The organism is Rhodococcus quanlei (genome assembly GCF_055231015.1).
Window position 1 is genome coordinate 24,573 of the sequence record NZ_JBUYWD010000019.1, and the last position, 24,477, is coordinate 49,049.

Here is a 24,477-nt window from a genome sequence, read left to right on the forward strand (position 1 = left end):
CAACGTCATGCCGGCAATCGTCCTGATCGGCGCCCAGTGGGGCGACGAGGGTAAGGGCAAAGCTACCGATCTACTGGGCGGACGCCTGCAGTGGGTGGTGCGCTACCAAGGCGGCAACAACGCCGGGCATACCGTGGTACTTCCGAACGGCGACAAGTTCGCCCTGCATCTGATCCCGTCCGGGATTCTCACCCCGGGAGTCAAGAACGTCATCGGCAACGGTGTCGTCGTCGACCCGGGAGTGCTGCTCGACGAGCTGGAAGGTCTAGAGAAGCGCGATGTCGACACCAGCGGGCTGTTTCTCTCGGCTGATGCGCACCTGATCATGCCGTACCACGTGGCCATCGACAAGGTCACCGAACGGTTCCTCGGCGCCAAGAAGATCGGCACCACCGGTCGCGGAATCGGCCCCTGCTACCAGGACAAGATCGCCCGCGTCGGCGTCCGTGTCGCCGACGTTCTCGACGAGAAAATCCTCACGCAGAAGGTCGAGGCGGCGCTCGAGGTCAAGAACCAGGTTCTCGTCAAGATCTACAACCGCAAGGCACTCGATTCCCAACAGGTCGTCGACGAGGTCCTCGAACAGGCACAGGGTTTCAAACACCGCATCGCAGACACCCGACTAGAGCTCAACACGGCGCTCGAACGCGGCGAGACAGTGCTCCTCGAAGGTTCGCAGGGCACCCTGCTGGACGTCGACCACGGCACGTACCCGTACGTCACCTCGTCGAACCCCACGTCCGGTGGTGCGGCGGTCGGTTCTGGTATCGGACCCACGCGGATCACCACCGTCCTCGGAATCCTCAAGGCCTACACCACACGTGTCGGTGCCGGCCCCTTCCCGACCGAGTTGTTCGACGAGTCCGGTGAATACCTCGCCAAACAGGGCGGCGAGGTCGGCGTGACCACCGGTCGTGGGCGCCGTACCGGTTGGTTCGACGCTGTGATCGCCAGATATGCAACGCGCGTCAACGGCATCACCGACTACTTCCTCACCAAACTCGATGTGCTCAGCAGCCTCGACACCATTCCGATCTGCGTCGGGTACGACGTCAACGGTGTGCGCCACGACGAAATGCCCATGACGCAGACCGACATCCACCACGCCAAGCCCATCTACGAAGAGATGCCCGGCTGGTGGGAAGACATTTCGCATGCGCGCACCTTCGAGGACCTGCCGAAGAACGCGCAGAACTACGTGCTGCGCCTGGAAGAGCTGTCCGGTGCGTTCATCTCGTGCATCGGTGTCGGGCCGGGCCGCGACGAAACCATCGTGCGCCGCGACATCATCCGCTGATTTCTCGACTTCCTTCCCCGACGAATGTCACACCCGTTCAGCTCGCGCGAACGGGTGTGACATTCGTCGGGGGCGGTGGGGGCCGGAAGCTGCGCCCCCACCAGGCCAGCTGCCCCCCGATGTCACGCCGCACGTGCCGAACAGTGCGAATCCGGTCGTCATCTGTTCAGTATGTTCGCAACACCGCCAGTTCACCGTCTGTTGGCGTGGATTGACGATCGTCGAGATACCCGCATGAGAAGGAGTCTCGATGTATCTGTCCCGACGCGCACTTCTGCGCACCACCGCGCTCGGATTGATGACCGTTCCGGTCGCCGCAGCGTGCGCGGACCAGTCCACCCCCACACTTGTTCGTCAGCGGCCCCGACTCACCCATGGGGTCGCGGCTGGTGAAGTGCGCGCTGACGGGGCGTTGATCTGGGCGCGATCCGACCAGCCCGCGAAGCTGATCGTCGAGACGTCTGCAACCGAATCCTTCGGCAATGCCAAACGATTCGAGGGTGGGATCCTCACCCCGGACACCGACGGTACGGGCCGACTCCGCGTCTCCGGTCTGCCGTCCGGTGAGCAGGTGCACTACCGGGTGATGCTCGAAGGTGAGGACGGCGCCGTGTCCGAACCGGTCGCCGGAATCTTTCGGACGGCACCCAGCGCGCCGGGTGACATTCGGCTGCAATGGTCCGGCGATACGGCGGGCCAGGGGTACGGCATCAACCCGGACATCGGCGGCATGACGATCTTCAAGACGATGGCCGACCGCGATCCGCACCTCTTCGTCCACTCGGGCGATGTCGTGTACGCGGACGGTCCGCTCGAAGAATCGGTGACTCTGCCGGACGGACGCATCTGGCGGAACACGGTCACCGACGCCAAACGTGCTGTGGCGCAGACCCTCGACCAGTATCGCGGTCAGTACGCCTACAACCTCACCGACGAGAACTACAAGCGGTTCAACTCGTCCGTCGCGCAACTGGTCCAGTGGGACGATCACGAGACCGTCAACAATTGGTACCCGGGAGAGATCCTGGATCTCGAGAAGTACACGGAGAAGAACGTCGACGTACTGGCCCAGCGTGCGTCCCGCGCATTTCGCGAGTGGTTGCCGATCGGTCCGGCCGAGAATGCAGACGGACACCTGTACCGCAAGATCGGCTACGGTCCTCTCTTGGACGTTTTCGTCTTGGACATGCGCACATACAAGGATGCCAACGGGGCGAACGTCGGTGTGCCTGGGCAGATTCTCGGTGAGGCGCAGTCCACCTGGTTGATCGACGAGCTTTCACGCTCGACCGCCACGTGGAAGATCATCGCCAACGATCTGCCACTCGGCGTGGTCGTTCCGGACGGCGACACCGCCTTCGAGGGGGTGGCGAATGCGGATGCGGGTGCGCCGTCCGGCCGTGAATCGGAGATCGCCCGGGTACTGTCCGCGACCAAAGCGCAGGGTGTCACCGGCATGGTGTGGCTGACCGCGGACGTCCATTACACCGCTGCGCACCGTTACTCGCCGGAGCGCGCAACCTTCCAGGATTTCGACGAGTTCTGGGAGTTCGTGTCGGGGCCGCTGAATGCCGGCGGGTTCGGGCCGAACGACCTGGATGGCACCTTCGGTCCGGAGGCGGTGTTCGTTCATGCGCCTCCGGAGCCCGATTCGTCACCACTCGACGGCTACCAGCACTTCGGCGAGGTGTTCATCGACGGTGAGACGTCGGAGTTGCGAGTGGACCTTCTCGATGCTGCTGGACAAGTGCTGTTCAGCCAGGTGCTTGCGCCGCCGGCGCGCTGACGAGCCAATCCAGTTGCACGTTTTTGGCCTTAGTTCCCTCCGATGACCCGACCAATGTCACACCGGTTCCCCTGAACTGAACCGGTGTGACATCGGTCGGGGGGAGGGGTGGGAAATTGGCTTTGAAATCGAAGGCCAGAGTGGCGATACTGGACTGTATGATCTCTCGTGTGCTCGGCGCCCGCAGTCTGTCCCGCGACCTGGGCAATTGGCAGGACGAACCCGGCCGTCGCTCCGCCGCGCGTCCCGCATATCGGGCACTGGCCGACGGCATTCGACTCCTGGTCCACGACGGCCGTATCCCTCTCGGTGTGGCCTTACCCAGTGAACGGGAGCTGGCCGCGGTGCTCGCACTGAGCCGCACCACCATCACCTCGTCGTACGCGGTGCTGCGCGACGAGGGCTACCTCACCAGTCGGCAGGGGTCCCGCAGCACTGTGACGTTGCCCAGCAGCGCGCGCGCCAACGGGCTGATGTTTCGTGCCCACCAGCCCGGACCGGGCGCAGACGTCGTGGACCTCAGCTATGCCGCGATGGCGGCGCCGGCGCAGGAGGTGCAGGGTGCGTACGAGTCGGCGTTGCGGGCCCTTCCGTCGTATTTGCCGACACACGGAATGGAGCCGGTCGGCATCGATTCCCTGCGGGAGGTCGTTGCTCAGCGCTACACGGCGCGAGGGCTGACGACGTCCCCGGACCAGATCATGATCACGTCGGGCGCTCAACACGCACTGCGCCTGATTCTGAATGTGATGACCTCGCCCGGCGAGCGGGTTCTCGTCGACCATCCGACGTATCCCAATGCGCTCGAAGCGATCAGGCGTGTGGGTGCAAGCCCGGTGCCGGTGCCGGTGCGTCCGGAAAGTGGCGGCGGTGCCTGGGATCTGGACGGAATCCGCAGTGCGGCTCGGCAAACGGCTGCGCGGATGGCCTACCTCATCCCGGACTTTCACAATCCGACGGGTCTGTGCCTCGACGCCCCGGGGCGGGCCGAACTCGCCCACATCGCGAGGGACACGCGAATGTTGTTGGTGGTGGACGAAACCATGGTCGATCTGTGGTTGGACGAGCCGTCTCCGGGTCCGGTGGCGTCCTACGGACGCGGCGCGGCGAAGACGGAAGTGGTCACCATCGGTTCGACCGCGAAGTCCTTCTGGGGAGGTCTCCGAGTGGGATGGATTCGGGCGGATCCGGGGCTGATCACCCGTCTCGTCGGCGCGCGCGCCGCTGTGGATCTGGGTACCCCCGTGATGGACCAGCTCGCCGCCGCAAACCTGTTGTCTCGTGACGACGCCGTTCTCGATCGGCGCCGCCACGAACTCCGCGAACAGCGAGCCACGCTTCTCGCGGCGCTGGCCGACAGGCTCCCGGATTGGGAGCCGACGGTCGGCACCGGAGGGTTGTCGCTGTGGCTGAGGATGCCGGCGCCGGTGTCGACGGCCCTGGCTGCATCGGCGCCCAACTTCGGTGTCCTTCTCGCCGCCGGGCCTCGGTTCGGCGTGGAAGGCGCATTCGAGCGATTCGTCCGAATCCCTTATGCGCGTTCATCGGACGAACTGCGCCGAGGGGTCGACGCAATCGCAGCTGCGTACGAAACTCTGGCCCTCGACCGTAGGCAGACGGCACCCAGTCTGGTCGTCTAACGCCAGAGAGTGTCGATGTCGGTGGCCTCGCGAGCCGGGACGGACGGTGTGCCGGGCCGGGTGCGGGAGAACCGGGGAGCCGGTGCGTGCTGGGTGACCCCGTCCAACTCGACGAGTGAACCGCGCGCTGCGATGTGTTCGTTGTGCGGTGCTTCCGCGAAGGTCAGGACCGGCGACACACAAGCGTCGGTGCCGTCGAAGATCGCGGACCATTCGTCGCGAGTCTTCGTCAGGAACTTCGCGGTGAAGATCTCCTTCAACTTCGGCCACGACGACACGTCCATCTGCTGCGGCAGATCAGCGGGCTCGAGTTCGAGACCCCTCAGTAGCAGTGCGTAGAACTGCGGTTCGATCGACCCGACCGCCATGTACTTTCCATCGGAGGTCTCGTAGGTGTCGTAGAACGGCGCACCGGTGTCGAGGAGGTTGACGCCGCGCTCGTCGGACCACACACCCTTGCCTCGGAAAGCCCACATCATGTGGGACAGGGCAAGTGCGCCGTCGACCATCGCCGCATCCACGACCTGCCCCTTGCCGGAGGTCTGACGTTCGACGAGCGCCGACAGAATGCCGAAGACGAGGAACATCGATCCGCCACCGAAGTCGCCCACCATGTTGAGCGGCGGCACGGGACGCTCGTCCTTGCGTCCGATCGCGTGCAGCACGCCGGTCAGGGAGATGTAGTTGATGTCGTGGCCGGCGGCGTTGGCGAGCGGGCCGTCCTGCCCCCAGCCGGTCATGCGGCCGTATACGAGACGGGGATTGCGCCCCAGGCACACGTCCGGGCCGATGCCCATGCGTTCGGTGACGCCGGGCCGGAACCCTTCGATGACCACGTCGGCCCGCTCGATGAGCCCGAGTACCTTCTCGATATCGGCGGAGTCCTTCAGGTTGGCTTCGACCACTCGGCGGCCGCGCTTGATCTGATCGTGCGCGTTCTCGTCCTGGGGGATCAGGCCTGCACGCTGTACGCAGACGATGTCCGCACCCATATCCGCGAGGAGGGTGGCCGCGTGTGGTGCGGGGCCGAGGCCCGCGAATTCGACGACGCGGATGCCCGCGAGAGGGCCGGCCTTCTCTGTGGATTCAGCGGACATGCGCATTCCTCGTTCCGGTGGGGAGTACCTGTGCAGCCGACGTTAACCTGCCCGTTGGCCCGGCTGTGCCCCGGGTCACTCCGGTCGGTCTGTGGGCGTGTGAAAGTTGCCACATAATGTGATGTAGAGCACAGTTGATGCATGACTTTTCCCGGCAGATTAGTGAGTTTCGTCGCCAGCACCGACTTGGATGTTTCGCAGATGTTCTACGTGGACACGCTTGCCCTGCCGCTGCTCGGTCGTGACGAATTCTCGTTGACAGTGGACGCAGGCACCGGGCCACTGCGGGTGACTCTCGTGCAATCGAAGCCGGCCACCGGATACACAGTCCTGGGATGGGAGGTCGACAGCATCGACGCTGCAGTCGACGAGTTGCGCGGCAAAGGCATCGATTTCATCGAGTACCGGGGATTGGGTCAGGACGAGCACGCCGTCTGGACGGCGCCGGACGGAATGCGGGTCGCCTGGTTCAGCGACCCCCACACCAACGTTCTCGCACTGTTCGAGCGGTAGTCCGGCGCCCTGCCCGGATGGACCTCCGCGTGAGGGCACCCGGAGCCGAATACACTTCCTCTCATGCAGCAGACGCCCTCCCGCTTCGGTACCCCACTCACGTCCGGCGCGATCCGAGTGATGCTTCTCGGATCCGGTGAGTTGGGCAAGGAAGTCGCCATCGCTCTGCAACGTCTCGGCGTGGAAGTGATCGCGGTCGACAGGTACGAAAATGCCCCCGGCCACCAGGTCGCCCATCGTGCACACGCGATCGACATGTCCGACGGCGCGGCGGTTCTGAAACTCATCGAGTCCGAACAACCGCACTTCGTGGTTCCCGAGATCGAAGCCATCGCCACCGACGCCCTGGCCGAAGCGGAACAACGTGGGCTCACCACGGTCATCCCGACGGCTCGCGCCACCGCGCTTACTCTCAACCGTGAAGGCATTCGGCGCCTCGCGGCAGAGGAACTGGGACTGCCGACGTCCCCCTTCGAGTTCGCGGACTCGCTCGAATCCGTCCGCGCAGCCGTCGAACGTATCGGCACGCCGTGCGTGATCAAACCGGTGATGTCGTCGTCCGGCAAGGGGCAGTCGACCGTGCGCAGCCTCGACGAGATCGAGGCCGCCTGGGAGTACGCGCTCGCCGGCGGTCGCATCAACCACGGCAGGGTGATCGTGGAAGGGTTCGTCGATTTCGACTACGAGATCACCCAGCTCACCGTCCGTGCAATCGGTGCAGACGGTGAGACGGGCACGTTCTTCTGTGAACCGATCGGACACCTCCAGGACTCCGGTGACTACATCGAATCGTGGCAGCCGCAGCCGATGAGTGATCTGGCGTTGCAGCGCTCCCGTGAGGTTGCCGACAAAGTGACCACCGCGCTGGGCGGGCGGGGAATATTCGGTGTCGAGCTGTTCGTGAAGGGCGACGACGTGTACTTTTCCGAGGTCAGCCCACGCCCACACGACACCGGGCTGGTCACCCTGCGGTCGCAGCGGCTGTCCGAGTTCGAGCTTCATGCCAGGGCGATTCTCGGCCTGCCCGTCGACACGACCCTGAACGCGCCGGGTGCGTCCGCCGTGATCTACGGGGGCATGGACGCAGACGGAATCGGATTCGAGGGCGTCGCCGATGCGTTGTCCGTTCCAGAAACGGATCTGCGCCTGTTCGGCAAGCCCGAAAGCTTCGTCCGTCGACGCATGGGCGTCGCGGTATCCACCGCATCGGACGTGGAGACCGCCCGCGCCCGGGCGCGTGAGGCCGCGTCGAAGGTGCGGCCGGTCCGGTGAGCGGAGGCGGTGAGCTCCTCGTCGGATTGGTCATCGCGGTCGGGCTCATGGGGATCGTCGTGCCGATCCTGCCCGGGGTCGTCCTGATCTTCGCCGCCGTCCTGGTATGGGCGATCATGACGGGAGGCTCCACTGCATGGGTGGTATTCGGTGTCGTCACCGCGCTGCTCGTGGTGTCCGCCGTCGTGAAGTACACCTGGCCCGGCGGACGGATGCGTACCGCTGGGGTGCCCAACCGGTCGTTGCTGGTGGGTGGCGTGGTCGGAATCGTGGGATTCTTCGTGGTCCCCGTAGTGGGGCTGTTCCTCGGATTCATCGCGGGAACCTATGTGGCAGAGCAGCACCGGCTGCGCAACCACACCCATGCCTGGGCGTCGACGTGGCACGCGTGCAAAGCCGTCGGACTGTCGATTCTCGTGGAGTTGCTGGGTGCGCTGCTCGCATCCGCCGTGTGGCTGGGTGCCGTGATCTTCGCCTAGCAGCCCAGAAGCGGCTCAGCCCCGGTCGATGTACGATTCGAGTTGGTCGCGCTCGTCCTGTAATTCGTCCATTCGGCTCTTCACGACGTCACCGATACTGACGATTCCCACCAGACGGCGGTCGACCATCACCGGAAGATGTCGAATACGGTGCTCCGTCATGGTTGCCGCGAGGCTGTCGACGCTGTCGGTCGGCAGACACGTGAACAGTTCGGTGGTCATGATGTCGAAAACCCGATCGGTGAGGGCGTCCGCGCCGCGTTGCTGGATCCCTCGCACGACATCCCGCTCGGACACCATGCCGATCACGGTGTCGTCGTCGACGACGATCAGCGCGCCGATGTTGTGCCGCGTCAGCAGGTCCAGCAACTCCCGGACCGAAGTCTCCGGGCACACCGTGGTGACCGCCGAACCCTTGTTTCTCAGCACATCAGCGATGCGCATTCGGATACCTCGATCCACCTGCAGCCCCAGAATTCCCCGATCACTAGATCATAAGGGGATTACGAGTGCGCTGCAGCTACTTGCCGAGGGCAGGTGCACACCGGTACCAATCCAGCGCGTTGGTGGACAGAACGGCATCGAGATCGTCACCGACGGCGTCGCGGATGATCTCGAGATCTGTGGCCTCGAAAGGACGACGTGCCCGTGTGCCCGGCAGATCGCTGCCGAACATGAGTGCCTTCGGATCGACCGCATGGATACGTCGCATGGCATCCACCACATCGTCGATCTCGACACGGCCGAATCCGGTGGCCTTCACGCGCGCACCACGTTCGACGAGATTCAGCAGGTAGGGCAGCCCCTCCGGCGACATGCCGAGGTGGTCGATGCTGACTGCCGGCAGCTTCGCGAAAACGGGTTCCAGTGAAAGCAGCAGTGAGGCGTCGACGTAGAACTCGGCGTGCCATCCGGCCAGTTCGTACGCGCGCTGCGCCTGAATGGCGAGAGTCGTCACGTCGATAGCGCTGCGTCGCAGGTTGAAACGCAGGGCCCGCACGCCCGCGTCGTCGAGAGCGATGATGTCGTCGTCCGTTGCATCCGGTGACAACTGCGTGACCCCGACCCAGCCCGCGCCCAGCTCCGCGAGGGCGGCCCGAAGATACCGCTGGTCGGTGCCTTGGAACGAGGCGGACACGACGGCGCCGCCGGTTACTCCGAGGCCGTTCATTCGGGCGCGGTAGTCGGCAATCGTGAAGGGGCCCGGTAGGTACCCGTGATTCTCGTCCAAGGGGTACTTGGGATCGAGTATGTGTACATGGGCGTCGAACACTCGTCCATCCTGCCCTGTGCGTGCCGGCGATGTGAATCCGCCCTGTTCGGAGCCGTATCCAGCCTCGACGGCCCCCGACGAATGTCACACCGGTTCTACTGAGGTGAACCGGTGTGACATTCGTCGGAAAGGGGTGTGAAGTTTCAGGCCTTGTCGGGCTCGGAAGCCTTCAGCATGTCGTGACGCTCGACGACCTTGACGCGCTCGCGGCCCTCGTTCTCGCCCAGGCTCCGCTCATGTGCGTCGAGGCGGTACCAGCCCTGCCACGTGGTGTACGCGACCTGCTTGTTTTCGAGGAACTCGATGATCGCATCCTCGGCGGGGTTGGCCGGCTCGGCGAAGGCAACGGAGTCTTCCAGGAGGTTCGTAACGGTCTCGTTCGCGTCGCCCTTGGTATGGCCGATCAGGCCGACCGGGCCACGCTTGATCCATCCGGTGACATAGGTGGCCTTCATGAAGCGGGCGGCGCCCTCGGCGGTGTCGTCGACGATGACGCGACCGGCCTCGTTGGGAACGGTGCCCGCCTGCTCGTCGAACGGCAGCTTCGCGATGTTCTGCGACAGGTAACCGACGGCGCGGTACACCGACTGCACGTTCCAGTCGTTGAACGTGCCGGTGCCCTTCACGTTGCCGGTGCCGTCGAGCTTGGTGCGCTCGGTGCGCAGGCCGACGACCTTGCCGTCCTCGCCGAGCACCTCGGTGGGCGACTCGAAGAAGTGCAGGAAGAGCTTGTGCGGGCGGTTGCCCACGTCGCGGATCGCCCAGTCCTGCAGGGTGTTCGCCACCATGTCGACCTGCTTGGAGTTGCGGCGCGCGGTCTCGGAACCCTCGTCGTAGTCGATGTCCTCGGGGTCGACGATGACCTCGATGGTCGGGGAGTGATCGAGTTCGCGCAGCTCGAGTGGGGTGAATTTCGCCTGCGCTGGACCGCGACGACCGAACACGTGGACCTCGACGGCCTTGTTCGCCTTCAGGCCCTCGTAGACGTTCGCGGGGATCTCCGTCGGGAGCAGTTCGTCGCCGGTCTTGGCGAGCACCCGAGCGATGTCGAGTGCGACGTTACCGACACCGAGGACGGCAACCTTCTCGGCCTCGAGCGGCCAGGTGCGGGGGACGTCCGGGTGTCCGTCGTACCAGGACACGAAGTCGGCGGCGCCGTAACTGCCGTCCAGATCGATGCCCGGGATGTTGAGCGCGCGGTCGGCGTTGGCTCCGGTCGAGAAGATCACTGCATCGTAGAAGCTGTGCAGGTCCTCGAGGGTGATGTCGGTGCCGTAGTCGATGTTGCCGAGAAGGCGCACGTTCGGCTTGTCGAGCACTTTGTGCAGGGCGGTGACGATGCCCTTGATGCGCGGGTGATCGGGGGCGACGCCGTAGCGGATGAGACCGAAGGGTGCGGGCATCCGTTCGAACAGGTCGATGCTGACGTCGGCGTCGGATTTCATGAGGGCGTCGGCGGCGTAGATACCGGCGGGACCGGCACCGACGATGGCAACACGCAGAGCGCGGGTCTGCGCGGATGCAGATTCCGGACGAGTCTGATCAGTCATCTGGAGCGAACTACCTTCTGATGGGCGGACAAGTTTGTACAGTAAGCAAAGCCCAGCCTAATCGCGTCCGGCGATTTTCCGGTAGGTGGGCACCTTTTGAGGGGGCACAAACCGGATTTGTGACCGTCGGTCGTGAATGCGCGTTTCGATACAATCGGTCCTTCGTACCGGTCGAAGGGAAGTCATGTCCGACTCGCGTGGATCATCCGAGAAAGACCCGGGAGAAGACCCCCGGCGCGTCACCGCCACCCCGTTCATGGCGGCGCTTGCCATCGTCGCAGTCGTTCTCCTGGGAATCATGGTGTCGAGCTGGCTGTCGCCCGCAGACGAGAACCTCACCGATTCGGATCGCATCAACCGCGCCGTCGCGGACTACCTCCAAGCGCACAACCACAACGACACGGACGTACTGGAAACGCTGGTATGCGATTCCTATTCGGGTGATCGGGCGGTGATCGCCGGACGCGAGGGTGAGATCAGTCTCGTCGGGGTGGACGGTTCCGACATCGAAGGGGACCGCGCCACCGCGCAGGTACGGATCAGTGCACCCGACGACCAGGGCGAGACCACCGATACCTGGGAACTGGCCCGTGAAGGCGACAAATGGGTCGTTTGCAACTGACACCCTCCCGCAGCAGCATCGTCGTGGCAGCTGTGGAAAGCTTGAAGGGTGAGTTACGCAGGCGACATAACGCCGGAGCACGCCTGGTCGCTGCTCCGGGACAACTCCGAGGCCGTGCTCGTCGACGTCCGGACGGACGCCGAGTGGCGATACGTGGGGGTCCCCGACCTCGAGTCGCTGGGCCGTAGAACGGTTCTCGTCGAGTGGGTGAGCTATCCGGCCGGCGCACGTAACGACAACTTCGTCGACCAGCTGAAGGAAGCCGGGATCACTGGTGGAGAATCGGCTCCGGTCATCTTCCTGTGTCGTTCCGGCCAGCGGTCGATCGGTGCAGCGGTGGCTGCGACAGAGGCGGGGATCGGTCCGTCGTACAACGTGCTCGACGGGTTCGAAGGCGCACTGGACGCCGAAGGTCACCGTGGAGCTGTGGGCTGGCGGGCCATCGGCCTGCCGTGGAGGCAGTCGTGAGTCAGAAGAACATCCCCAAGGGCGGCGCATTCGAGACGGAACTGCCCGAGGACATCGGACTGGGCACCATCAGCGTGCGTGGCGGCACCTTGCGTTCCGGATTCGAGGAAACCTCCGAGGCCGTATTCCTCAACTCGGGTTTCGTGTTCGAGAGCGCGGGCGCCGCGGAAGCATCCTTCACCGGCGACATCGACCACTTCGTGTACTCCCGTTACGGGAACCCGACGGTGAAGATGTTCGAAGAGCGGCTGCGTCTCATCGAAGGTGCCGAGGCGGCATTCGGAACGTCGAGCGGCATGTCCGCGGTGTTCACCGCACTCGGAGCGCTACTCGGTGCCGGTGACCGTCTGGTGGCTGCGCGCAGCCTCTTCGGGTCGTGCTTCGTCGTGTGCAACGAGATCCTTCCGCGGTGGGGCGTGGAAACAGTGTTCGTCGACGGTGAAGACCTCGAGCAGTGGGAAGAGGCACTGTCCGTGCCGACCACTGCCGTGTTCTTCGAGACCCCGTCCAATCCGATGCAGTCACTCGTCGACGTTCCCCGAGTGGTCGAGATGGCGCACGCGGCCGGTGCCAAGGTCGTCCTGGACAACGTCTTCGCGACGCCGTTGTTGCAGCGCAGCCTCGACCTCGGTGCCGACATCGTCGTGTACTCGGGTACCAAACACATCGACGGCCAGGGCCGCGTCCTCGGCGGTGCGATTCTCGGGCCCGCGGACTACATCGACGGTCCGGTGCAGAACCTGATGCGTCACACCGGCCCTGCCCTGAGCCCGTTCAACGCATGGACGCTGCTCAAAGGGCTCGAGACCATGCCGGTCCGGGTGCGGCACTCGGTGGATTCTGCCCTGCAGATCGCGCAGTTCCTCGAAGCTCACGACGCGATCGAATGGGTGCGGTACCCGTATCTCGAGTCGCACCCGCAGCACGAGTTGGCGAAACGGCAGATGAGCGGTGGCGGAACCGTCGTCACGTTCGCGGTGAAGGCCGACGGCGATGCGGCGAAGAAGCGGGCGTTCGAGGTGCTCGACGGGCTGCAGCTGGTCAATATCTCGAACAATCTCGGTGACTCCAAGTCGTTGGTCACCCACCCGGCCACCACCACGCATCGCGCGATGGGCCCGGAAGGCCGTGCTGCCGTGGGGATCACCGACGGAGTCATCCGTCTGTCGGTGGGGCTGGAAGAACCCGCGGACCTGCTGAACGACCTGGACCGCGCCCTCTGAACCCCAGTGAGTGGCCTGCGAGTCCACAGACTCCTCGACCACTCACAGAGGGAAGGGGTCCGTGACTCGGCCGACCAGGTCGGCAACCGAGTTCAGGACCGCCGTCGGACGGTACGGAAATCGTTCGACGGACGAGCGCGTCGAGATTCCGGTCAGCACGAGAATGGTCTGCAACCCCGCCTCGAGCCCACACACGATGTCGGTGTCCATCCGATCGCCGATCATCAGCGTGTTCGCCGAATGCGCGCCGATCGCCCGCAGTGCGGACCGCATCATCAGCGCGTTCGGTTTCCCGACGTAGTACGGGTCGGCGCCGGTCGCCCTGGTGATCAGGGCGGCCACCGATCCGGTCGCCGGGAGTGATCCGTCGCGCGACGGTCCGGTGGGGTCCGGGTTGGTGGCGATGAATCGGGCACCGCGCTCGACCAGGCGGATCGCTGTGGTGATGGCCTCGAACGAATAGGTTCGCGTCTCGCCGAGCACCACATAGTCGGGATCGTTGTCGGTCAGGACGTAGCCGATGTCGTGCAGGGCCGTCGTGAGTCCGGATTCGCCCACCACGTACGCGCTCCCGTTCGGGCGTTGGCTCGACAGAAACGTTGCCGTGGCCAGCGCGGACGTCCAGATCGACTTTTCGGGAATGTCCAGACCCGAGCGCAACAGGCGTGCTCGAAGGTCACGGGGGGTTCTGATCGAATTGTTGGTGAGCACGATGAACGGGGTGCCGGTCTCCTGGAGTTCGGTGAGCAGCGCGTCCGCACCCGGAATCAGGTGCTCCTCATGGACGAGGACCCCGTCCATGTCCATCAGATACGTCCACCCGGGTGAATCCTCGGTGGTCTTTTGCCTGCACTGATCGTCGCTCACCGCACCAGTATGCGCGGCGATCCCCGATCGGCCCTGCAATGGTTGAACATTCGCCCGGCTGGGAACGCTAACCGCATGGACCTCGGCGACACCTCCGAGACGGCATCCGATGACGAGTTGGTGGAGCAGTTGCGGCAGCATTTGAGCACGATCACGTCGACGAGGCTCGGCCCCGACGACGACTACTTCGAGCTGGGTTTGGTCAGCTCGTTACGGGCCCTCGAAATCGTCACCTACATCGAAGGTGCCCACCACATCGACGTGGGAGTCGAGGACCTCGATCTCGACAATTTCCGGACTGCATCGAGGATCGCGGGTTTCATTCGACGCAAGCGTGGCGAAGCTGGAGCGGGCGCGTCGTGATCGGGGTGGATTCTCTTGTCGCGACCGCAGAGCGCGACGCCGCCGACTGGGACGAAACCGGATTGCCCGACGAGGTGGTCCGCGCGGCCGTCCGATCGGGGATCACGATGCGAGAAGGGTCGGCGAGCGAGTTGGGGTCGATCGCGGAGCGTCTGGGAGAAGTGTGCACGTCGTTGCGGTCGTTGCTGACCGTGCAGGAGATGGTGGCGGCTGCCGTCGAGAAGTGGGGCACTGCGGCTCAACGGGAGCGGTGGCTGCCCCCACTCGACACCGGTGAGCTGATCGCGGGATTCGCCGCTACCGAATCGGGTGCAGGCACCGACCTGGGTGCGGTGGCGACGACGTTCGACCGCAACGGACCGGACCTGTGTCTGTCGGGACACAAGCGGTGGGTGACGTTCGGACAGGTGGCGGACGTGATGTTGGTACTCGGGCGTTCGGCGGATGGTCTGACCACGGCATTGGTGGACACTTCGTGGCCGGGCGTGACGGTGCACCCCGTGCGCGGGCAACTCGGTATGCGCGGTACCCGGATCGGGCACGTGGTGTTCGAGGACGTGATCGTCCCGTCCGACCGGATGCTCGCACCCGGCGGGTTCGGCTTGTCCCACGTCGCGGCGACGGCCCTCGATCACGGGCGCTACACGGTCGCGTGGGGGTGTGTGGGTATGGCACAGACCTGTGTTGTGGACGCTGGAGCCCACACACGAACCCGAGTTCACGACGGCGGGGTGCTGGCCGATCTCGACTCGGTGAGAGGGGACATCGGAAGGTCGGCGGCGGACGTCGTCGCCGCCCGCGCGGTGTGTGAACGTGCCGCTACGGCGCGAGACGAGCGAGGTCCGGCGCCGATTCTGGCGACGCTGGTTGCCAAGTACGTTGCCGCGGCGGCTGCCGCTTCGGTGAGTTTCCGGGCTGTGCAACTGCTCGGTTCGGCGGGGTGTGCCCCGGACAGCCGAGTGGGCCGATTCTTCCGGGACGCGAAGGTCATGCAGATCATCGAGGGTCCGGCCGCGGTGGCGGAGGTGCAGATAGGCGATCACGTCCTCGCCGGGGGTGTGCCGTGACGGGCGCGGCGCCGGTGACCCTCGAATCGATCGTGTTCTGCGCTCCGGAACGCGAGGTGTCGGTTGCCGATCTCGCGGAACTCGAGGGGCTGCCGGCCGCCAGACGCGAGCATGCTCTGTCACTCGGGATCGACCGGGTTCGGGTCGCGGCCGAGACCGACCACGAGGTCGATCTCGCCTACGCGGCGGCGGCACAGTTGTTGGAGGAGAGTGGAATCGCCGCTTCGAATCTCGACGCGCTCGTGATGGTGCAGGGCCGGGCGCCGCAGTATCTTCTCGCCTCGGAGGCGACGCGACTACAACATCGTCTGGGGGCGAATCGGGCGTTCACCACCACAGTCGGGGACCTCGGGTGCGTATCCGTGTCGGCCGCATTGGCGGTGGCTGCCGCTCTGTTGCGAGGGGAACCGCAGTGGCGATTCGTCCTCGTCGTCGCAGCAGCCAAGTCGCCGACCGCTGCCCGCTACCGACCACCGATGACCCTGCTCGGGGACGGTGCCGCCGCCGTACTTCTCACGACGTCGGGCCGCGGTCGTTATCAGCTCGTCGACCAGATCCTGCGTAGCGACGGCCGCTACGCCGACCTGTTTCGCATCGACTATCGGGTTGTCCCCGAGCGCGAGTGGGTCGAGGAATGTGTGGACGAGCCCACTTACTCCTTCAAACTCGCGGTGGACAGTCGCAGCCGGTTCACCCGAATCAATGCCGAACTGTTGGAACGCAACGGAATCGGCAGCGTGGACACGGTCTTGATGCAGAACCTGTCGGTAGGTGCATTCATGTTCTGGGAGGAGGCGCTGGATCTCGAGATCGACCCGGCCTGCCGACGTGCGTTGGCCGGATACGGGCACCTGGGTTCCGTCGACGTTCTGCTCGACCTGGAATACGCTGCGGCACATCAGGCACCCGGTGCTCTGTGCCTGGTTCTGAACAGCAGCCCCGTCGCCGCGTGGAGCAGCACCTTGCTTCGCCGCCTGCCCGATGTCGATGAGGGGGGCGGGTGACGGTGGTGGCGACGGTCAAGTGCGTGGTGTGGGATCTCGACGACACGGTGTGGGACGGGGTGTTGCTCGAGAGTGACGCCGCGGTGCCGAAGGACGAGGTGGTCCACATCCTGAACGTCCTCGACGCGCGCGGAATTCTGCACGCGGTGGCCAGTCGTGGCGAGTATCGACCGGCGCTGGCTCATCTGCGTGCCAGCGGCATCGACAGCTTGTTCAGCGCGATCGAAGTGGGCTGGGGGCGTAAGTCCGACGCGGTGCTCCGGATCGTCGAGACACTCGGTATCGCTCTCGACGCGGTCGCGTTCGTCGACAACGATCCGGTCGAACTGGCCGAGGTTGCCGCTGCGCTCCCCGACGTGCGCTGCTTCCGGGCCGAGCAGATCGGCGCGTTGCCGAACCTGCCGGACCTGACTCCCGACGTCGTGACCGAGGATGCGCGCTCGCGCCGCGGGTATTACCGGAGTGAGCGTGAAAGGTCGGCGGCGGAAGCAGAGTTCGCCGGATCGAATGCCGAGTTCTTGGCATCGCTCGATCTGGAGATGACCGTGCGGCCGGCCGTGTCCGCCGACCTCGATCGGGCAGGCGAATTGACCGTTCGCACGCATCAACTGAACACCACCGGACGGACGTTCGGTCGGGTGGAATTGCGCGAGATGTGCGAATCGGAACGGTACGAGGTCCTTGTTGCGTCATTGACCGACCGGTACGGCGAGTACGGGACGATAGGCCTTGCGGTCACCGAACTTCGCGGCGACGATTCGGTGTTGCACCTGCTACTGATGTCGTGCCGGGTGATCTCTCGTGGGGTGGGCGCTGCGCTGATCGGGCACGTCGCAGAACGTGCCCGGAGTCGGGGTGGACGATCGTTCGCCGAATTCGTGCCCACGGACGTCAACCGGGTGATGCTGGTGGCCCTCCGCTTCGCCGGGTTCGCTCCGGTTCGGGTACCGGCCGACGAGGATGCGTCGACGCACGGAGTTCTCTTGGAGTACACCGGTTCGCGTGTCCACCCTTCCGCTCACCTACGCATCGTCGCAGGGCACAGCGAGGCGGGAGCACCGCCATGACGGAGGATGTGCTCGATCAGATCTTGACCGCGGGTCGTCGTCACCCGGATCGCGTTGCTGTCGTGGTGGGCAGTGAACAGCTGACGTACCACGAACTCCTGAGGGAGAGCGCAGTTCTGGCGCGAAGGCTGTCCACCGCTGGTGTGGCCGTCGGACAAACCGTACTCGTGCATCGGCGGCAGAGTGTGCACACCGTCGTCGCGATGGTAGCGGCCTTGCGTGCCGGTGCCGCATGGTGTGTTCTCGAGCCCTCGCATCCGCGTGGTCAGCTCGAGACCACATTGGCCGACATCGATTGTGGTGCCATCGTCTTCGACGCGGACGATCCCGGGACGGCACCCGAATCGATCGCTTCGCTGTCTCGCCGTTCTCGAACCCCTCCCGTGCTGATCGCGGGCCACGGCAACGACGCACCGACGAGAGTCGCTGCCGTGTCTGTGCCGCCAACTGCTCCCGCCTATGTCGTCACCACCTCGGGAACCACTGGTGTTCCGAAAGCGGTGGTCGTCACCCGGGCCGATATCGCGGAGATGGTCGCCGGCCGCGACTACAGCGGTGACGCGCCCATTGTGGCGTTCTCCGCATTTCGCTTCACCTGGGACGGTGCACTGCTGACCACGTTGTGGTCGCTGTGTCACGGAGGTGTCAGCGTTCTGCCGGACGGACACGACCTGGCGAACCCGGAGGCCGTGGCCGCCCTGGCACGCGCCTGGTGTGCGACGACTCTGGCCGCCACCCCGTCGTTCTACCGACTCTTGCTGCCCTATCTCGCACGAGGTGTGGAGGACCTCCACACGGTGATTCTGGCAGGCGAGGCATTGCCCGGTGTGCTGGTGGCCCGACACCAGGAAACCCTGCCAGGGGTGGAACTGCGTAACGAATACGGGCCCACCGAGACGACGGTGAGCTGTGTCGCCTCTGTCGTAGAGGCCGTACCGCGCACGATCGCGCCGATCGGCGAGCCGATGGGCACCACCACCGCTTACGTGCTCGACGACAAGCTGATACCCGTTACGCCGGGAACGGTCGGTGACCTGTATCTGGGAGGACCGCAGGTCGCGGACGGGTACGCAGCCCGGCCAGTGGCGACGGCAGTCCGGTTCCTGCCGGACCCGTCCGGTGACCGGCCAGGGAAGCGAATGTATCGGACGGGTGACCTCGTTCGCATCGAACCGTCCGGCGAAATCGCCTTCTGCGGCCGGGTCGACGGACAGGTCAAGATACGTGGTGTCCGTGTGGAACGGCATGCGGTGGAAGCGGTCCTGGAAACCCACTCGGGTGTTCACCAGGCCGTGGTCCTGGCAACCACGAACGCGTTCGGAGAATCCGCACTCGTGGCGTTCTGGACGCCGTCCACCGAAGCGGCGGCGCTGCCCCGCACCCACGATCTGATGGCGCATTGCCGAGACCGTTTGGTGGAGCAGTCGGTTCCCGGGAGCTTCGTGCCGCTCGGTGCCTTTCCGCTGGCGGCGAGCAGCAAGGTGGACGAAACAGCCCTGCGGCACTTACTCGATACACCGGTCGCGCACGCAGCGCCGGGCGGAATGCGGTTGCCATGACGCACACGCGCGAACACGGGTTGGTGAACGGTAGCTCACCGGAGTCGGACGGTAAGGCGTTCCCGTTGTCGTCGGCTCAGTACGAGGTGTGGCTCGCTCAGCAGGTGGCGCCCGGCGTGCCGCTGTGCATCGCTCATTACGTTGCGTTACGCGGTCTTCTCGACGTGGATGTCCTTCGCGAAGCGACTGTGGCAGCGGCGCTGGAGTTCGGATCGCCCTTTCTGCGGTTGGCCGAGGAGAACGGGGCGCCGTGCCAGGTGGTCGACGAGAACACCGATCGATCGATTCCGCTGCGCGACTTTCGGGACGAGGCCGACCCCGTTGCAGCCGCGACCGCGTGGATCGCTCGCGACCACACGCTTCCGATCCGGCTCATGGGCGGGCGTTTGGTGGAGTCGACGGTTCTTCGGATCGACGAGCGAGAACACTGGTGGTACAGCAAGATTCACCATGTCGCACTCGACGGATACGGGGCCGTGACGATGGTCAACCGGATAGCCGAGCTGTACACGTGTGCGGTCGAACACCGTGAGCCGGCAACCGTCACCAGGGCCCACCCGCAGCAGCTGTACGCGCTGGACGCGCAATACCGGGCATCGGAGCGGTTCGGTACCGATCGAATGTATTGGTCCGACCGCATGAAAGGGGTGATCGAACCGACCAGCCTGTCCGACGAGGCCGCACCCGCATCGGAACGCAGCGTCGCGATCGGCGGAGCCTTGCTTCCGGAAGCGGCCGACCGGCTCGACCGCGCCGGAAACGTCGCGACTGCGACGATCGTCGCCGCGTTTGCGTGCTACCTGTCCAGGAGGACCGGGCGCACGGACGTTCTGTTGACCGTGCCGATGTCGGGCCGAACGACCGCGCTGCTACGGAGGTCCGGTGGAATGACCGCCGGGGCCGTACCGTTTCCGGTCCGGGTCGACGAGGGCGGTACGGTCAGCGACCTGGTACAGCGGGTACAGCTCGACCTTCTCGGTGCGCTGCGGCACCAGCGGTTCGGTCTGGGGGACATCCGCCGCGATCTCGGGACAGATCTCACGGGTCCGATGGTCAACGTCATGCTGTTCCCTCAGCGCATCGTGATGGGGCCGGTGACGGGCGATTACCACATCGTCAGTTCCGGTCCGGTGGACGACCTCCTGGTCAACGTCTACCCGCGAGGCAGTCCGTCTCGGACGATCGTCGACTTTCTGGCCAACCCCGGTCGTTACAACCGGGAGGAGTTGTCTGCGCGGCACAGGGAGTTTCTTGGGTTCCTCGACGAGTTCCTCACCGCTGATCCGGATACAGCACTCGAAACCGTGCATCGCGAGACCTCTGAGGTGGGTGCGCGGCTACGGGCCGCAGCAATCGACGTCGAATACTGGCGGCGGCGACTTACCGGGGCTCCGGACTCGTCAGGGCCGGCAACGGACCGGCGCCGGCCCGAGTGCCTGTCCGGGCGCGCGGAAACATCGGAGCGGACAATCCCTTCCGGCCTGACAAAACTCCTGAAACCACCGTGTACGGGGGGCAACGAGCACGCACCCGAAACGTCACGCGACGCGCTCGAGACTGCACTGGCTGTTCTTCTCGCCCGTATCGGCGATACCGACGACGTGGTGATCGGCATCGAGAATCCAGTTTCCGAACCTCGACTGCGGACCGTACCTCTTCGAGTGACGGTGGCGTCTTCGGCAACATTCGCGGAGGTCACAGCGCAGATTCGTGCCGGAAGACAGACTGCGATCGAGCATGACGGGGTCACCCTCGAGACCCTGGTTCGCAGACTCGGGCTTGTGCGAGCGCTGGGACGCGCCCCACTGTTTCAGGTTCTCGTCGAAGATCAGCCAGGCGAGCTGGACGGACTCGACATGACGGTGGCGATCTGGCGCAGCGGACACGCCGGTTGGCAGTTGACCGTGCGGTACTCACCGGACCTCTTCGATTCTGCAACCGCGAGGCTGATGGTGAACCGGTTGCTCTCGACCCTCACAGCGATGATCGATCATCCGGAGGGTGCTGTCGGCGATCTCGTTCTGCCCGACGCGGCGGAGGCGGCGATGCTGACCGAATTCGGGTACCGCTCAGCCGGTCCGGGACAGAACGGCACACTTCCGGACCTGTTCGCGGCCCAGGTGGCCCAATCGCCGGATGCCCCGGCCGTCGTGTTCGGTGAGCGGCGGCTCACCTATGCACAACTGGCCGGCCGGGCGAACGCCCTTGCCGCCCGGCTCGAACGCGTTGGCGTCGGCCCGGAGTCGGTGGTGATGGTGGCCGTTCCACGCTCTGTGGACCTGGTGGTCGCCATACTCGCGGTGCTCGAAGCAGGCGGTGCCTACCTTCCCGTCGATCCCGCGCACCCGCCCGAACGGTTGCGGCAACTATGGCGGGATTCGCACCCGGTGTGTGTGCTGACCAGCGGTGACGTCGGAGGGTGGCTACCCGCCACGGAGTGCCCGGTTGTGACGATCGAATCCCGGCAGGAACCGGAGGGCGGGAGCCCGCCGAAGCGCAGGCGGCGACATCCCGATTCGGCGGCCTACGTCGTCTACACCTCTGGGTCCACCGGACGGCCGAAAAGTGTCACTGTCACTCACCGGAATGTGATCGACCTGATGACGAATGCGCTGCGCAACTACGAGTTCCGAACCACCGATGTCTGGAGTTGCACTCACTCTGCTGCGTTCGACTTTTCGGTATGGGAACTGTGGGGAGGGTTGCTGCACGGGGCGTCCGTCGTGATCGTCGATATCGAGACGGCCCGCACACCCGATCGGCTGCTCGAACTCCTGCGCCGCGAACGAGTGACGGTGCTCAGTCAGACACCGAACGCATTCGAGGTGCTGGCCTCCGTGCAAGCGGATGCACCTAGTTTGCGATACGTCGTGTTGGGTGGGGAAACGCTGAATCCCGCGCATCTCGAGAACTGGTGTGCCACTCACGCCGACGACACACCGCTGCTCGTCAACATGTACGGGATCACCGAGACCACGGTTCACGTCACCGAGATGCCGCTAGGTCACGAGCTGATGGCATCGGCGCCGGCCAGCCTGATCGGGCCGGGTATTCCCGGCTTACGGCTGACGGTTCTCGACCGACGACTTCGCCCGGCACCGGTGGGCGTGGACGGCGAACTGTATGTGGCGGGCAGCCAAGTGGCTCGCGGTTACCGAGGGCGGTTCGGGCTGACCGCGACCAGATTCGTGGCTGACCCTCGTGGTCCGGCCGGCGAGCGCATGTACCGAACGGGCGATCTGGTCAGGTGGCGCACCGACGGAAATCTCGAGTACCTGCGCCGTACGGACAGTCAGGTGCAGATTCGCGGCCACCGTGTCGAGCCAGGCGAAGTGGAGGCGGTGCTGCGCGGTTGCGACGGCGTGGGGCGATGCGTGGTCGACGTGTGTACCCATCCTCGGCTCGGTGCGATGCTCGTCGGATATGTCGTGCCCACACCAGGATCGACCATCGATGTGCAGGTGATCGCGGAGACAGTCGGGTCCCGGCTGCCCTCGTACATGACACCCGGCCGAATCGTCGCTCTCGACACGCTACCGGTCACCCCCAACGGCAAGATCGATCGAAACGCGCTGCCGCGACCCAACTTCCAGGCCGAGCAGTACTCGGCGCCGCGAACGTCGGTGGAGGCCGTCGTTGCAGAGTCGTTCGCCGACTGTCTCGGCATCCCCGATATCGGACTGGACGACAACTTCATCGAGCTCGGTGGCAACTCGCTCGCCGCCGCCCGCGTTCTCGCCCGAATCAATGCCCCTCTCGGGGTCAGGCTCGGGGTCCGTGACGTTCTGGATGCACCCACTCCTCGGATGCTCGCGGCCCGGGCACTGCACACCGATGACCGGTCGCGTCCCGCGCTCGTTCACCGCACGATCCCTCAGCGGATTCCGCTTTCTGCGACGCAGACCGGTTTGTGGTTGGTGAACCAGTACGACACTGCCTCCGCGGCGTACAACATGCCGGCCGCGCTTCGATTGCGAGGCACGTTGGACCACGATGCATTGCGGCAAGCCTTCACGGACGTACTGGACCGTCACGCGGTACTTCGAACCGTCTACCCAATCAGGACACAGGATGCACAGCCCGAACAGCAGATCCTCGCGGTAACGGACGCGATGCCTGATCTCACCTGCATCCAGGTGGAAGGCCCCGATGCAGAATCCGTAGTCGAGTCGATCCTCGACGCCGAAATCGCGACCGGATTCGACGTGAGAGTCGATGTGCCCCTGCGTGCTCGGCTCGTACACACCGGCGTCGACGAACACGTGCTCGTCGTCGTGGTCCACCACATCGGCGCAGATGGTGCGTCGATGGTCGTGTTGAGTCGGGACCTCGCCGCAGCCTATGCGGCGCATACCCGCGGAACCGAACCCGGATTGCCGCCACCGCGGCTGACGTACGTCGATTACGCGCTGTGGCAGCGCGACGTGTTGTGGGACGGTCGTGAACCGAGTGACGAGACGAACGCGGACCGACGCTACTGGTCCGAACGGTTGGCCGGGGCCGCTCCGGTGCTCGACCTTCCCGTCGACAGACCGCGCCCGAGCAGACGAGACCTGCGCGCAGCGCGTCACGAAATCGCACTGGGCGCCGGAACCAGTCGTTCGCTCGACCGACTGGCGCGGGAGGAGTCCGCGACCACGTTCATGGTGATCCATGCCGCACTCGCCCTGCTGCTCGTGCGGATCTCGGGGACTGACGAGGTGGTGATCGGGACACCGGTCGACGGGCGGATCCACAGGGCCCTCGACGACGTGGTCGGCCTGTTCGTGAACACGATTGCGTTGCGTACGAGTATCCGCGGTGACATGTCGTTCCGGGACTTGCTGGCAGAGGTTCGGCGCGACGATCTCGAGGCCATGAGCCACAGCGAGATCCCGTTCGACCGGGTGGTGGAGGATCTCGATCCGCCCAGATCCCCGGCATACACGCCCGTGTATCAGGTGCTCCTCGAGATGCGGGCCCACGCGGTACCGCCCCGACTGCCTGGTCTGGCTGTCCAGCGCATCGATCTCGGTGACCGGATCGCAAAGACGGACCTTCAGCTGTATGTCTCCGGTGAACCCAGTGCCGAAAGCGGGTTGACATTCGGATTCGTCTACGCCACCGACATTTTCGATGCATCCACGATCGAAGACCTGGCATCGCGGTTCGTTCGCCTTGTGCAGACCGTGGCAGCTCGACCGGACGAGGCATTCGCAGCCCAGAACCTGTTGTCGGGGGTGGAGTGGGGTTTGGTGCCGTGTGGGGGTGGTGTTGGTGTGGGGGGTGGGTTGTTGGGTGAGTTGTTGGTGTCGGGGGTGGGGGATGGGTTGGGTGTGGCGGTGGTGTGT

Annotated in this window: 20 protein-coding genes; 15 read left to right on the forward strand and 5 right to left on the reverse strand. The window is 65.1% G+C overall.

What is annotated here, in order from left to right; translation table 11 throughout:
- The first annotated feature begins 7 nt into the window (after positions 1-7).
- The 3 genes from ACZI8Q_RS14620 to yczR all read left to right on the forward strand — a co-directional run bounded on the left by ACZI8Q_RS14620 (position 8) and on the right by yczR (position 4,723).
- The gene (locus ACZI8Q_RS14620) at positions 8-1,297 is read left to right on the forward strand and encodes an adenylosuccinate synthase (RefSeq protein WP_463374273.1); all 1,290 of its coding nucleotides are present in this window, start codon (positions 8-10) and stop codon (positions 1,295-1,297) included.
- 250 nt (positions 1,298-1,547) lie between these two features.
- A complete protein-coding gene (locus tag ACZI8Q_RS14625; RefSeq protein ID WP_463374274.1) occupies positions 1,548-3,083 on the forward strand; it encodes an alkaline phosphatase D family protein in 1,536 nt (511 codons plus the stop codon).
- Between the two features lie 158 nt (positions 3,084-3,241).
- Complete coding sequence (gene yczR, locus ACZI8Q_RS14630) at positions 3,242-4,723, forward strand: MocR-like transcription factor YczR (protein ID WP_463374275.1); 1,482 nt, start codon at positions 3,242-3,244, stop codon at positions 4,721-4,723.
- Here the strand turns inward: yczR and ACZI8Q_RS14635 are convergent.
- Complete coding sequence (locus ACZI8Q_RS14635) at positions 4,720-5,820, reverse strand: CaiB/BaiF CoA transferase family protein (protein ID WP_463374276.1); 1,101 nt, start codon at positions 5,818-5,820, stop codon at positions 4,720-4,722. The genes yczR and ACZI8Q_RS14635 overlap by 4 nt on opposite strands.
- Positions 5,821-5,961: 141 nt before the next feature.
- Between ACZI8Q_RS14635 and ACZI8Q_RS14640 the strand changes: the two genes are divergently transcribed.
- The 3 genes from ACZI8Q_RS14640 (at position 5,962) to ACZI8Q_RS14650 (ending at position 8,084) form a co-directional block, all read left to right on the forward strand.
- A complete protein-coding gene (locus ACZI8Q_RS14640) occupies positions 5,962-6,333 on the forward strand; it encodes a VOC family protein (RefSeq protein WP_463374277.1) in 372 nt (123 codons plus the stop codon).
- Between the two features lie 63 nt (positions 6,334-6,396).
- A complete protein-coding gene (gene purT, locus ACZI8Q_RS14645; RefSeq protein WP_463374278.1) occupies positions 6,397-7,605 on the forward strand; it encodes a formate-dependent phosphoribosylglycinamide formyltransferase in 1,209 nt (402 codons plus the stop codon).
- Positions 7,602-8,084 (forward strand): DUF456 domain-containing protein, encoded by a 483-nt coding sequence (locus ACZI8Q_RS14650; protein ID WP_463374279.1) that lies wholly within the window; start codon positions 7,602-7,604, stop codon positions 8,082-8,084. Before purT ends, ACZI8Q_RS14650 begins: the two co-directional genes overlap by 4 nt.
- A gap of 15 nt (positions 8,085-8,099) precedes the next feature.
- On the opposite strand, the gene ACZI8Q_RS14655 is transcribed toward ACZI8Q_RS14650, so the two are convergent.
- The 3 genes from ACZI8Q_RS14655 to ACZI8Q_RS14665 all read right to left on the reverse strand — a co-directional run bounded on the left by ACZI8Q_RS14655 (position 8,100) and on the right by ACZI8Q_RS14665 (position 10,907).
- Complete coding sequence (locus ACZI8Q_RS14655; RefSeq protein ID WP_463374280.1) at positions 8,100-8,528, reverse strand: CBS domain-containing protein; 429 nt, start codon at positions 8,526-8,528, stop codon at positions 8,100-8,102.
- Between the two features lie 76 nt (positions 8,529-8,604).
- A complete protein-coding gene (locus ACZI8Q_RS14660) occupies positions 8,605-9,357 on the reverse strand; it encodes an amidohydrolase family protein (protein ID WP_463374281.1) in 753 nt (250 codons plus the stop codon).
- Positions 9,358-9,500: 143 nt separating this feature from the next.
- Positions 9,501-10,907 carry an FAD-dependent oxidoreductase gene (locus tag ACZI8Q_RS14665; RefSeq protein ID WP_463374282.1) on the reverse strand — a complete coding sequence of 469 codons (1,407 nt, stop codon included), beginning with the start codon at positions 10,905-10,907 and terminating at the stop codon, positions 9,501-9,503.
- A gap of 184 nt (positions 10,908-11,091) precedes the next feature.
- Between ACZI8Q_RS14665 and ACZI8Q_RS14670 the strand changes: the two genes are divergently transcribed.
- The 3 genes from ACZI8Q_RS14670 to ACZI8Q_RS14680 are packed head-to-tail and all read left to right on the forward strand — an operon-like array spanning position 11,092 to position 13,220.
- Positions 11,092-11,529: an Rv0361 family membrane protein gene (locus ACZI8Q_RS14670; RefSeq protein WP_463374283.1), complete on the forward strand. Its 438-nt coding sequence runs from the start codon at positions 11,092-11,094 to the stop codon at positions 11,527-11,529.
- Between the two features lie 48 nt (positions 11,530-11,577).
- On the forward strand, positions 11,578-11,997 hold the full coding sequence (locus ACZI8Q_RS14675; RefSeq protein ID WP_463374284.1) for a rhodanese-like domain-containing protein: 420 nt from the start codon (positions 11,578-11,580) through the stop codon (positions 11,995-11,997).
- Complete coding sequence (locus ACZI8Q_RS14680) at positions 11,982-13,220, forward strand: O-succinylhomoserine sulfhydrylase (protein ID WP_463374285.1); 1,239 nt, start codon at positions 11,982-11,984, stop codon at positions 13,218-13,220. Before ACZI8Q_RS14675 ends, ACZI8Q_RS14680 begins: the two co-directional genes overlap by 16 nt.
- A 42-nt stretch (positions 13,221-13,262) precedes the next feature.
- On the opposite strand, the gene ACZI8Q_RS14685 is transcribed toward ACZI8Q_RS14680, so the two are convergent.
- Positions 13,263-14,027, reverse strand: coding sequence for an HAD-IIA family hydrolase (locus ACZI8Q_RS14685; protein WP_463374294.1), 765 nt, complete (start codon positions 14,025-14,027; stop codon positions 13,263-13,265).
- 135 nt (positions 14,028-14,162) lie between these two features.
- Between ACZI8Q_RS14685 and ACZI8Q_RS14690 the strand changes: the two genes are divergently transcribed.
- The 6 genes from ACZI8Q_RS14690 to ACZI8Q_RS14715 all read left to right on the forward strand — a co-directional run.
- Positions 14,163-14,450 carry an acyl carrier protein gene (locus ACZI8Q_RS14690; RefSeq protein WP_463374286.1) on the forward strand — a complete coding sequence of 96 codons (288 nt, stop codon included), beginning with the start codon at positions 14,163-14,165 and terminating at the stop codon, positions 14,448-14,450.
- Complete coding sequence (locus ACZI8Q_RS14695; RefSeq protein ID WP_463374287.1) at positions 14,447-15,517, forward strand: acyl-CoA dehydrogenase family protein; 1,071 nt, start codon at positions 14,447-14,449, stop codon at positions 15,515-15,517. Before ACZI8Q_RS14690 ends, ACZI8Q_RS14695 begins: the two co-directional genes overlap by 4 nt.
- The gene (locus ACZI8Q_RS14700) at positions 15,514-16,521 is read left to right on the forward strand and encodes a 3-oxoacyl-ACP synthase (RefSeq protein ID WP_463374288.1); all 1,008 of its coding nucleotides are present in this window, start codon (positions 15,514-15,516) and stop codon (positions 16,519-16,521) included. Before ACZI8Q_RS14695 ends, ACZI8Q_RS14700 begins: the two co-directional genes overlap by 4 nt.
- Positions 16,522-16,523: 2 nt before the next feature.
- Positions 16,524-17,588 (forward strand): HAD-IIIC family phosphatase, encoded by a 1,065-nt coding sequence (locus ACZI8Q_RS14705; protein WP_463374295.1) that lies wholly within the window; start codon positions 16,524-16,526, stop codon positions 17,586-17,588.
- On the forward strand, positions 17,585-19,147 hold the full coding sequence (locus ACZI8Q_RS14710) for an amino acid adenylation domain-containing protein (protein WP_463374289.1): 1,563 nt from the start codon (positions 17,585-17,587) through the stop codon (positions 19,145-19,147). The genes ACZI8Q_RS14705 and ACZI8Q_RS14710 overlap by 4 nt, the downstream gene beginning before the upstream one ends.
- On the forward strand, positions 19,144-24,477 hold a 5,334-nt coding region (locus ACZI8Q_RS14715; protein WP_463374290.1), incomplete at its 3' end, for an amino acid adenylation domain-containing protein. The genes ACZI8Q_RS14710 and ACZI8Q_RS14715, both read left to right, overlap by 4 nt.

Excerpts from the sequence above, each read along its gene's own strand:
- ACZI8Q_RS14635 (WP_463374276.1), bottom strand. The coding sequence starts at position 5,820 with ATGTCCGCTGAATCCACAGAGAAGGCCGGCCCTCTCGCGGGCATCCGC.
- ACZI8Q_RS14620 (WP_463374273.1), top strand. The coding sequence starts at position 8 with ATGCCGGCAATCGTCCTGATCGGCGCCCAGTGGGGCGACGAGGGTAAG.
- ACZI8Q_RS14670 (WP_463374283.1), top strand. The coding sequence starts at position 11,092 with ATGTCCGACTCGCGTGGATCATCCGAGAAAGACCCGGGAGAAGACCCC.
- yczR (WP_463374275.1), top strand. The coding sequence starts at position 3,242 with ATGATCTCTCGTGTGCTCGGCGCCCGCAGTCTGTCCCGCGACCTGGGC.
- ACZI8Q_RS14640 (WP_463374277.1), top strand. The coding sequence starts at position 5,962 with ATGACTTTTCCCGGCAGATTAGTGAGTTTCGTCGCCAGCACCGACTTG.
- ACZI8Q_RS14710 (WP_463374289.1), top strand. The coding sequence starts at position 17,585 with ATGACGGAGGATGTGCTCGATCAGATCTTGACCGCGGGTCGTCGTCAC.
- purT (WP_463374278.1), top strand. The coding sequence starts at position 6,397 with ATGCAGCAGACGCCCTCCCGCTTCGGTACCCCACTCACGTCCGGCGCG.
- ACZI8Q_RS14685 (WP_463374294.1), bottom strand. The coding sequence starts at position 14,027 with ATGGACATGGACGGGGTCCTCGTCCATGAGGAGCACCTGATTCCGGGT.
- ACZI8Q_RS14625 (WP_463374274.1), top strand. The coding sequence starts at position 1,548 with ATGTATCTGTCCCGACGCGCACTTCTGCGCACCACCGCGCTCGGATTG.
- ACZI8Q_RS14665 (WP_463374282.1), bottom strand. The coding sequence starts at position 10,907 with ATGACTGATCAGACTCGTCCGGAATCTGCATCCGCGCAGACCCGCGCT.
- ACZI8Q_RS14690 (WP_463374286.1), top strand. The coding sequence starts at position 14,163 with ATGGACCTCGGCGACACCTCCGAGACGGCATCCGATGACGAGTTGGTG.
- ACZI8Q_RS14655 (WP_463374280.1), bottom strand. The coding sequence starts at position 8,528 with ATGCGCATCGCTGATGTGCTGAGAAACAAGGGTTCGGCGGTCACCACG.